We start from the raw sequence: 10,311 nt of genomic DNA, 5'->3' as shown, positions 1-10,311 counted from the left end.
CCTAATATTGATGACCAATAAATTGCTTGCGGTGATAAATAGTTCAAAAATTCAAATTCAAAAAATATTTAATCTAAAATGGGCTTTTTAAGGCTCGACTAAATAGACAAAATTCCAAAACTTGTTTTCTCTAAAACACTAAAAGAAACAAACTGGGACAGTGCAGAACTTTCAGACAGACCGCTTAACGAAAAAGTATTAGAACTTAAACAACAATCAGGAAAGGACATTTCGGTTGGAAGTCGAAGTTTGATTATTCAACTTTTAAACAGTAATCTTATTGACGAATTTCAAATTTGTGTTCACCCAATTATCGAAGGGAAAGGACTAAAACTATTTGACCAAATCAAGGACAGGATTATATTGAAACTCATAAAGACAAAAATATTAAAATCTGGCTCAACTGTATTTTATTATGAGCCGACACGAGAGTAAACAACGAACCGCTAAAAAGGGTGCTTTGCATTAGGCGGGCTGAAGTGCAATGTTCAACATTCGTTCTTCAATTCAACTTTTTTGCTGAAAATCCTCGACTTCACAAAGCTTCAAAGCATTATCGCTAAGCTTAAAAAGACTACACAACGACATACAAGTACATATTTTAATATGTAATTCCAATGGACGATTTTGTACGAAAATATTGTTCTGCTGAAGAGAAGTATTATTGATTAATCATAAAAAGCAAAAAGGCCTCTAGTGTTAACTAGAAGCCTTTGCCTGTACCCCGGAAGGGACTCGAACCCCTGACCCTCGGTTTAGAAAACCGACGCTCTATCCAGCTGAGCTACCGAGGCTCATTTTTTAATGTGTGCAAATATAGAAGTTCTATTCAATAAGGAGAAATAATTTTTAATTATTTGAACCTATTTTAAGATAAAAACTCATCATCATCTATAAGTAATTCAATACTAATTAATTACCAGACCACTTTTCTGTCAATTAAAATGCATAAAAATCGATTTGATATCCTTTTTTGTGTCATTATATCTTTTCGCGTAAAAACAGAAGCGTAAATAATATAAATTCTAATTTATTTGATAAGTTTAAAATTAAATTTAGATTTGTCTAAACATAAGTTTAGATGAGTATGATTCGCCCCAAATGTTTTTTAATTATTGCTTTAGTTATCCTTTTTTCAAGCTATGCTGAGGCGCAGGTTGGCGTTTTGAAGGGTAGGGTAACATCATCTTCAGATGCTAAAGAAAATATAACGATTAAGATTTTAGGTTTAAATAAATCGGTGAAGACAAATCAATCGGGCTATTATGCTTTCGAACCAATTCCTTTGGGTAGTTATGAAATTGTTTTTAGCGCAATTGGTTATCAATCAAAAAAGCAAAAGATAGCTGTTGATAAAAACGAGCAAATTCTGAATGTAGAAATGATGCTAAGTGAATCGAGCCTGAACGATGTGGTGATTACGGGCGTAAATCGGGCTACTGAATTACGGAAAAGCCCGGTGCCAATTGCTGTATTATCTAAAAAGGCGATGGATCAAAATGTAAATACCAATCTAATCGAAGCGATTGTTAAAGGTATTCCGGGGGTTTCGGCAGTAACAACAGGTCCAAACGTTTCTAAACCATTTATTAGGGGTCTAGGTTATAACCGCGTTTTAACTTTGTACGATGGTTTGAGGCAGGAAGGGCAACAGTGGGGAGATGAACATGGAATAGAGGTTGATGAATACGGAATCATTCGTGCCGAGGTAGTTAAAGGCCCTGCAAGTTTAACTTACGGCTCTGATGCATTGGCTGGTGTAATTAATATGATTCCCTACAACCCAAACTTTGAAGACGGAAAACTGAAAGGAGATGTGAGCTTAAATTATCAAAGCAATAATGGACTGGCAGCTTCTTCTTTAGGTTTGGCGTATATTAAAAACGATTGGAAATATACTTTCAGGGCAACTGGCAAAACTGCACACAGTTATAATAATCGGGTAGATGGGTATGTTTATGGTACTGGTTTTAGAGAATACAATTTATCGGCAAGTGCCCGGGTAGATAAAAAATGGGGTTTTTCTAAAACTGCCATAACTTATTACGATAATTTAATGGAAATTCCGGATGGAAGCCGAGACTCGTTAAGCAGACGTTTTACCAGACAGATACTTGATGATGGCGATGATATTAAAAACAGACCAATTGTTCCAGAAAATGAGTTAAAAAGCTATGTGATAAATCCTTTACATCAGCATATTCAACATTACAGATTTTATAATACCAGTCAGTTCAAGCTTGGAAACAGCGATTTAAACATTTTAATTGGTGCTCAGCAAAGTGTAAGGCGAGAATATAATCATCCAACTCTTCCTGATCAGGCAGGTTTGTATGTGGTTTTAAACACTTTAAATTACGATTTAAAATATAACCTGCCAGATTTTGCCGGTATTGAAAGCACTTTTGGCGTAAATGGGATGTTGCAAGGAAATAGAAGTAAAGCTGCTACAGATTTTCCGATACCAGATTACGACTTATTTGATGTTGGTGCGTTTTATTTTGCGAAAAAATCTTTAGGTAAGATTGATATTTCTGGCGGTATCCGTGTAGACAGAAGAAATATAAACTGGAATAATTTTTATGTGGGAACAAACCAACAAACAGGTTTTGGAGAGCAGGTTGATGTAAATTCGCCGGGAGCAAATCTGCAGTTCCCATCGTTTAATAAAAACTATTACGGCTTATCTGGTAGTGTTGGATTTACGTATAATATTTCTGAAAAACTATTAATTAAAGCAAATTTGGCTAGAGGGTATCGGGCACCAAATATTACAGAAATAGGCTCAAACGGCTTAGACCCGGGTGCACACATCGTGTATTTGGGTAACAGAACTTTTAAGCCTGAATTTAACCTCCAGGAGGATATTGGCATTATTGCTTATTTAAAAGATGCTGATATTAGTATGGAGTTTTTTAATAACAATATTCAAAACTATATCTATCAATCGCGGTTAACCGATGCAAATGGAAATCCTGTAGTTATCGTTCCAGGAAACTTAACTTATCAATATCAACAATCGAAAGCACGTTTGTACGGTGCCGAATTCAGTGTTAATTTACATCCTTCGCAATTAAAATGGTTAACCTTTAATAATAGTTTGGCTTATGTAGTTGGCTTAAATAAGAATGAAGAGTTGGTCAATCAACATGGAAGAGCGGCTAAGTATTTGCCATTTATCCCACCTTTGCAAATTCGTTCGGAAATTAAATTAACAGCTCAAAATACAAAGGGAACTTTTGATAAGCCATATATTAAATTTGATGCGGCAATTTTTGCAGACCAGAATAAATTTTATGCTTTAGATGATACGGAAAGTTTTACGGCTGGTTATGCATTGTTTAATGCAGGCTTAGGCTCAACCCTTAAATCAAAAGCTGGCAAAGCTATTTTAGATGTTTTTATTCAATGCGATAATGTTTTTAACACTGCTTATCAATCTAACTTGAATAGACTTAAATATTTCGAATATTATAATTCATCGCCAAATGGTAGAATGGGTATTTATAATATGGGCAGAAATTTAAGTTTTAAAATAATAGCACCTTTTTAAAGGAATTTATGATGGATGATGTGAGATGTAAGATGATGAATAGGAGATGGTTTGTGGTTGAAAAAATCAGGAACAGTAATTTAAAATATCTTCCGTCTTCATTTTCCCTCTTACATCTCTCATGCTTGTTCCAGGGTCAACGCATTTAAATTTATTGTGAAATTTGCATTAAGCTCCTAATCACGCCCTAGCATTGTTTCTACGTTCTACTTAAATCGGCCTAACAAATTTTTCGGGTTGCAGTTTCCAAGCCAAAGCAGAAACTTCAATAGAAAAATTTTAAGCCGACACTTTTGTTTCTTTTGGTGTCAAAAGAAAAAAGCCTGTCTGGCCAAGACAAAGCAGTATTTAAGGATAATTTCAGGGCTTAAAGTTTAAGAATTTAAATGCGTTTACCCTGACGACTGTTCCATTTCCCTCTTCCGTCTTCCATTTTTATTATCTTTATCTTATGGAAGAATCTTTAAGCGAACAACGACTAAACTTTTTAAGGCAATCGATAGGAAATGTGATTTCAAACTCGCCATCTAATTTTATGAATTGGCTTGCTCCGGTTTTAATTAAGGCTGAAAGTGGCATTCTGGTTTGTAAGTACACAATTAGAAATGAAATGACTAATCCCTATCGGATTTTGCATGGTGGCGTTACAGCGGGTATTATTGATGATTTAATTGGAGCAACCGTTTTTACAATGGGTTTAAACGAAAAATATACCACAGTAAATAATTATATAGATTATTTTGCACCAGCCGAAGAGGGCGATGAAATTGTTGCGGAAACTTCAATTGTTAAAAAAGGAAGGACTATATTAAATCTTCAGTGTGAGATATTTTTACCTTCAAAAAAACGTTTAATTGCTAAAGGCTACTCTAATATGTTAAACATAGGTTAAGCCTTTTTAAATGATAGGACGAAAAGTTATTAATTCCTTTAAATTAACAAAACATTCTCATTTTTAATTTGTTGTAATTTAACCAAAAATATATGAGCCATGTTAGAAAATTATTCCACCCTGCAGTTTATCGTTAGAGGCAAGATTTTTAAAGGATTTTGCATGCGCATTCATGATGATTTCCATGAAACTTATGCCGTTGTATTAGACGGCTATCATTCTTTTTGTGTTTGGCTGGATGACAAGTCTGCTAAATGGGTTGCTTCAAAAAATGTGGCTATCGATCAAGATGCTATAGACGAAATTATTAATAGAATTTCAATCCCTCCACAGGTATCATAATCAGCTTGTAATAAAAATGTTGCTTCTTGGTAGTTTTAGTGTTTCTGCGGGTTTGTGCAGCCTTGTGCAGTATTTTATCTGATTTAAAGTCTTTTGAATTAACCCAGCATCGCTTTTAATGAACGGTGATTAGGCTAAAATTTGTATTTTAAGGCAACTTAAACAAATTACTAACCTAAATCTTTCATTATGAACAGCAAATCTTTACTAATTCTGTTAGGGATTTTGACGTGCCATTTTGTTTCTTTTGCTCAAACGACTATAAAAGGCAAAGTTACAGATGATACTAACGTCGGAATTCCTGGTGTAAGCGTAATGGTAAAAGGAAGCGCCGGTGGCGCCTCTACCGCAAATGACGGAACGTATTCCATATCCGTTCCTGCCAATGCAACTACGCTTGTATTTACTTCTTTAGGCTTCGCTACTCGCGAGGTTTCTATCGGCGGTAAAACTCAAATCGATGTTAAACTTTCATCACGGGAAAATGACCTCGATGAAATTGTGGTAACTGCGCTCGGCATTAAGCGCTCTGAAAAATCAATCGGTTATGCAGCGCAATCTGTAAAAGGCGATAATTTAACACTAACCAAAGAAAACAATTTTGTTGGTTCTTTAGCGGGTAAAATTGCTGGTGTGCAGGTTACTGGTTCGTCTGGCGCAAGTATGGGCGGTACTCAAAAAATCAAAATTAGAAGTGTTAACTCTTTAACTGGCGGCGGGTCTCCACTTATGGTAATTGATGGTACACCAATTGCGCAAAGTAATTTTAGCGGTGGCGAAAACGGTGTAGATTATGGTAACAGCTCTCAGGATATTAATCCAGATGATATTGAAAGCATAAATGTACTAAAAGGTCCGGCTGCATCTGCATTATATGGTATTCGCGGTCAGTATGGTGTTATTTTAATCACCACAAAAAAAGGAGTTAAAGGCCCTAAAAAAATAGATATATCTGTTAATTCATCTTTTATGGTGGATAAGATTGGAAACTTTATGCCTTTGCAAAATATTTATGGTGTTGGTAACAATCAAACATTTTTAACGCTGGCTAATGGGCAGAAATATGTTAATGGTAATGATGAAAGCTGGGGACCAAAAATGGATGGAACATTGGTAAGAAAAATCAATAGTTTTTACCCGCAAGATCCTGAATTTGGTCAGTTAAGCCCATTTGTTCCACAGCCTGATAACATTAAAGATTTTTTTGAAACTGGTCAAACCATCAATAATGGAATTTCGGTAACTGGTGGTGGCGAAAATTCTAACTACAGGTTGAGTTATACAAATGCTTATACCAACGGAACCATCCCGAATACCTGGTTAAAACGTAATAATTTAAGCTTAAGTTCATCGCTTGACATTACCAGTAAAATTACGGTTGGTGTTAATGCAAATTATGCGAATAATGCAGGCCAAAGACCTACGCAAGGCTATCAAGGCTCGTTTACCGGAGCAGTACAATGGTTCCAACGTAATTTAGATATTAATACTTTAAGGAATTATAAATATGCTGATGGTACAATTCTAAACTGGAATGTAAATCCTAATACAACAACGGGTTTAATTCCAACCAATAAACCAAGCGACTGGAATAACCCGTTTTTTGATGCTTATGAAGTATTAAACAATGATAACCGCGACCGTTTATTTGGAGATGTTAACTTAACTTATCAGGTTTTACCCGAATTAAAATTAAGTGGTTTCGTACGTTCTGATATGTATTTCCAGAATATTACTCACAAAGAACCACTTGGCGGTCGTTTGGTTGATAGTTATTCTATTGGCAAATACCAGAACAATGATAATAACTACGAATTTTTAGCACAGTTTTCTAAAAATATCAGCGACTTCTCCATCAATGTTAATGCAGGAGCCAACTTATATACTACAAAATATACGCAAACTTTACAAGCAACTGTTGGTGGTTTATCAAGCCCGAATGCATACACCATTGCCGCTTCTGTAGATAGACCACTAAGTACATCTTACTTACGTACCAAACAAGTTAGAAGTATGTATGCCATGGGTTCTTTTGGCTACAAAGACACTTATTTTATTGATGCATCGATTCGTAACGATATATCTTCGGCACTGCCAAAAGATAATAACTCCTATTGGTATCCATCTTTTTCAGGTAGTTTCCTGTTCAGTAATCTCATAAAATCAAAAGTGTTGTCTTATGGTAAATTAAGAGCAAGTTATGCACAGGCAGGTTCTGATTTTGCAGCTTACCAAACAGCATTTACCTATGGTTTTGGAAGCAACTATCCGGCAACTACAGGCTCTATAAATACTTTATTAGTTCCAGATAATTTGAAAAATCCAAACCTTAAACCTTCGTTTGCTAATTCTTATGAGGCTGGTATCGATTTAAAATTCCTGAACAACCGTATTGGTGCCGAGTTTACCGTTTATCAACAACGTAATGATAATCAGGTAATTAATTTATCAGTTTCTGGTGCAAGTGGTTTTGATAATACAGTTGTTAATGCAGGCTTAATTGAAAATAAAGGTATCGAGCTTTCCTTATCAGGAAGACCAATTCAATCTAAAATCTTCACCTGGGATACTCAATTTAATTTTGCTCATAACAAAAACACAATCAAAGAATTATATCCTGGAATAAATGTTTATCAGCTTGATTTAAATACCTACTCCAGCCAAACTATTTATTTAAACTCAACAGTTAATCAATCTTTTGGTAATTTAATTGGCCCTGGGTATAGAAGAGATGCAGCTACAGGAAAAGTGCTATTAGGTGCTGATAATATGCCATTGTTTGATGCTGCTAAAGATTTCGGAAGTGTATTACCTCAATTTACAGGTGGTATGTTAAATACTTTCCGGATTTGGAAATTTGATTTATCAGCAATGATAGATTTCCAAAAAGGTGGTCAATTCTTCAGCTGGAGCAAAATGTTATCCGCTAAATCTGGTCAGAGTGAAGAAACTGCTGCAATTAATGATAAAGGCTTTAATGTTCGTGATCCTTTGGCAACTGGTGGTGGTGTAAAAGTAAATGGTATTTCTGCTGCAACGGGACAAGAAGTTACGGCTTATGTTGATGCAAGAACTTATTACAGAACTAATTTAGGTACAAGAATTTATGATGAGTGGATTTATTCTGCTTCTTATATTAAACTTCGCGAAATAAGTTTGGGTTATAACTTCGATGCAGATTTCTTAAAGAAAACACCTTTCAAAGGAATTAAAGTTGCTTTAATTGCTCGTAATCCGGTAATGATTTGGCAAGCCGCACCAAAAGGCGTAGACCCCTCAGAGTTATCATCGGGCAGCTCTGATATTAGCTGGATAGAAAAAGGCGAATTACAAACCGTGCGCTCTTTTGGCGTTAACCTGAACCTGAAATTCTAAAATTAAAAAGATGAAAAATATATATAAATCTCTATGCATCTGTTTAATGGCGATAGTCGCTTTGAATGGGTGTACTAAGTTTGATGATTCAATAAATACCGACCCAAATAATCCAACTAAAGCATCGGGAACACAGCTTATTGCAAATGCCCAGCTTTTTTTACCGGGTTTAAGCTCTTCGCCTTATGGTGTGCATTACCCACAGTATTTATCTAATACGTCTTTTACAGATAATTCGAGATATGTTACTGTAAATTTCAATTTTTATGGAACTTATACCGGACCACTAAATAACCTTGAAAACGTAATTAACAATACAGCACTTGATGCAAGCGAAGGACCGATAGCAAACCAAATTGCAGTTGCAAAAATTCTAAAAGCTTACTTGTTTTGGCACATGACGGATAGGTGGGGACCATTACCTTATACAGATGCACTAAAAGGCAGTGCGAATTTTACTCCGAAATATGATGCTCAGCAAGTTATTTACGATAACCTTTTTAAATTACTCGATGAAGCTAATGCAGCAATTGTAACGGGGAATATCAAAAATGATATTGTTTACGGCGGCGATGTGGCGAAGTGGAAAAGACTTGGTAATACGATTCACCAATTGATGGCATTACGTTTATCAAAAGTTGATGCCGTTAAAGGCAGTGCTGAATTTAATAAGGCAGTTGCAAATGGTTTAATGGGCGCAAATACAGATAACCTTACTTATCCGCATTTGGCAGACCAAAATAATGAAAACTATTGGTATAATTCCTTTACACGTTTAGGTCGCAATTGGTTTGCAGTTAGTAAGCCCGTTGTAGATTATATGCAACCTTTAAACGACCCACGTTTGGCTGTTTATGCAAATAAAAATACTGCAGGAAATTATGTAGGTTTAGATTATGGTTTACCAAGTTCAACAACTGTTGTCATTAATAATTTTTCTTTATTAGGCAGCAATTTACGTTTACAAAACTCTCCAGTAGCTTTAGTTACTTATGCCCAATCTTTATTTGCAATGGCAGAAGCAGCAAAATTGGGCTGGATAGCTGGTGGGGATGTAGCTGCCAAAGCTAATTATGATAAGGCTATCGAATATTCCATCCGTCAATGGAATAATAATGATGTTAGCGGTTTAGCAGCATACATGGCAAATGCCGATGTTGCTTATGATGCAACCGCTGCTTTAAGAAAAATCGGTAATCAACGTTGGGTACATTTATTTCTACATGGTTATGAAGGATGGGCAGAATGGAGAAGAACAGGGTTCCCTAATTTCTTAGCACCTGCTCCTAATAATAACGGAATTTTAATTCCAAGAAGAGAAGGTTACCCAACTCAGGAGCGCTCTAACAATACGGCAAATTATACTGCTGCTGTTGCTTCGTTCCCTTATGGGGGTACCGATGATTTAAATGCAAGAGTATGGTGGGATAAACCATAATCAGTTTGCAGTTGTTTGTTAACAAAGCGCAGTTTTGAGCGATCGAGTAGGAAGATAGGGATTATTTCCCTATCTGTCCTCTCACACCACTGTACGTACCGTTCGGTATACAGCGGTTTGTTAGAATAACTTCGTTTGGTGTGTCGTTTTCCAATAGTAATAATTACCAAATCCATCTAGTCCAAGACCTATAAAGAACTTTTTGTCAAGGGTTGTAAGCAATGTGGGGCTGTTTGCAGTTCTGCAATAACCCTTGCGGGTGTTTGCCAACTGATAAGCCCTCAATTTTACCACACCCATCTTCATTAGGTTCCTCGCTCTACCAGTTATACTTTTCCATTGTTTCCATAGAACAATCCGCAGTCTGGTTCTCAACATCTCGTCCAGTTTAACCATTTGACTCTTTGCTTCCGCAATAGAGAAATAGTTTACCCATCCGTGAATAATCTCCTTAAGCTTTGTTGTTCTTTCATTTAATGGAACCGGTCGGTTACGCCTGGTATGCTCCCTTATTTTCTCCTTGATGGCACTTATAGATTTCGCTGCAATACGCATCTTCCATCCCGCTTTGCTGCCATAGAATGAAAATCCAAGCAGACTGCTCTGGCTTGGCCTGCTCACCTTACTCTTCTCCTTGTTAACCTTCAGTTTCAGGCAATCTTCCAGATAAACTGAAATACTTGCTATCACTCGATGAGCTGACTTCCTGCT

The 10,311-nt window shown here is 36.1% G+C and carries 7 protein-coding genes and 1 tRNA gene; 6 read left to right on the top strand and 2 right to left on the bottom strand.

Annotation, left to right across the window (positions count from 1 at the left end; genetic code table 11):
* Positions 1–102 precede the first annotated feature (102 nt).
* Entirely contained in the window at positions 103–435 is a 333-nt protein-coding gene (locus ACFOUY_RS03280) for a dihydrofolate reductase family protein (protein ID WP_378959031.1), read from the top strand.
* Positions 436–720: 285 nt separating this feature from the next.
* Here the strand turns inward: ACFOUY_RS03280 and ACFOUY_RS03275 are convergent.
* Positions 721–794 (bottom strand) — tRNA-Arg (locus ACFOUY_RS03275).
* A gap of 287 nt (positions 795–1,081) precedes the next feature.
* On the opposite strand from ACFOUY_RS03275, the gene ACFOUY_RS03270 reads away from it, so the two are divergent.
* The 5 genes from ACFOUY_RS03270 (at position 1,082) to ACFOUY_RS03250 (ending at position 9,600) form a co-directional block, all read left to right on the top strand.
* Positions 1,082–3,553: a TonB-dependent receptor gene (locus tag ACFOUY_RS03270; RefSeq protein ID WP_378959030.1), complete on the top strand. Its 2,472-nt coding sequence runs from the start codon at positions 1,082–1,084 to the stop codon at positions 3,551–3,553.
* 451 nt (positions 3,554–4,004) lie between these two features.
* The gene (locus ACFOUY_RS03265; protein WP_378959029.1) at positions 4,005–4,445 is read left to right on the top strand and encodes a PaaI family thioesterase; all 441 of its coding nucleotides are present in this window, start codon (positions 4,005–4,007) and stop codon (positions 4,443–4,445) included.
* Between the two features lie 99 nt (positions 4,446–4,544).
* Positions 4,545–4,787 (top strand): hypothetical protein, encoded by a 243-nt coding sequence (locus ACFOUY_RS03260; RefSeq protein ID WP_378959028.1) that lies wholly within the window; start codon positions 4,545–4,547, stop codon positions 4,785–4,787.
* Between the two features lie 189 nt (positions 4,788–4,976).
* Entirely contained in the window at positions 4,977–8,162 is a 3,186-nt protein-coding gene (locus ACFOUY_RS03255; protein WP_378959026.1) for a SusC/RagA family TonB-linked outer membrane protein, read from the top strand.
* 10 nt (positions 8,163–8,172) lie between these two features.
* Positions 8,173–9,600 carry a SusD/RagB family nutrient-binding outer membrane lipoprotein gene (locus ACFOUY_RS03250; protein ID WP_378959025.1) on the top strand — a complete coding sequence of 476 codons (1,428 nt, stop codon included), beginning with the start codon at positions 8,173–8,175 and terminating at the stop codon, positions 9,598–9,600.
* A 120-nt stretch (positions 9,601–9,720) separates the two neighbouring features.
* Here the strand turns inward: ACFOUY_RS03250 and ACFOUY_RS03245 are convergent.
* Positions 9,721–10,311 (bottom strand): group II intron maturase-specific domain-containing protein (locus tag ACFOUY_RS03245; protein ID WP_378959024.1); only part of this gene is annotated, 591 nt, incomplete at its 5' end.

The organism is Pedobacter jamesrossensis (assembly GCF_042650905.1).
Taxonomy (GTDB): domain Bacteria; phylum Bacteroidota; class Bacteroidia; order Sphingobacteriales; family Sphingobacteriaceae; genus Pedobacter; species Pedobacter jamesrossensis.
This window is presented reverse-complemented; position numbering and strand designations above follow the sequence as displayed.

Coding starts and splice junctions, on each gene's coding strand:
- ACFOUY_RS03265 (WP_378959029.1), top strand. CDS start 4,005: ATGGAAGAATCTTTAAGCGAACAACGACTAAACTTTTTAAGGCAATCG.
- ACFOUY_RS03255 (WP_378959026.1), top strand. CDS start 4,977: ATGAACAGCAAATCTTTACTAATTCTGTTAGGGATTTTGACGTGCCAT.
- ACFOUY_RS03250 (WP_378959025.1), top strand. CDS start 8,173: ATGAAAAATATATATAAATCTCTATGCATCTGTTTAATGGCGATAGTC.
- ACFOUY_RS03260 (WP_378959028.1), top strand. CDS start 4,545: ATGTTAGAAAATTATTCCACCCTGCAGTTTATCGTTAGAGGCAAGATT.
- ACFOUY_RS03270 (WP_378959030.1), top strand. CDS start 1,082: ATGAGTATGATTCGCCCCAAATGTTTTTTAATTATTGCTTTAGTTATC.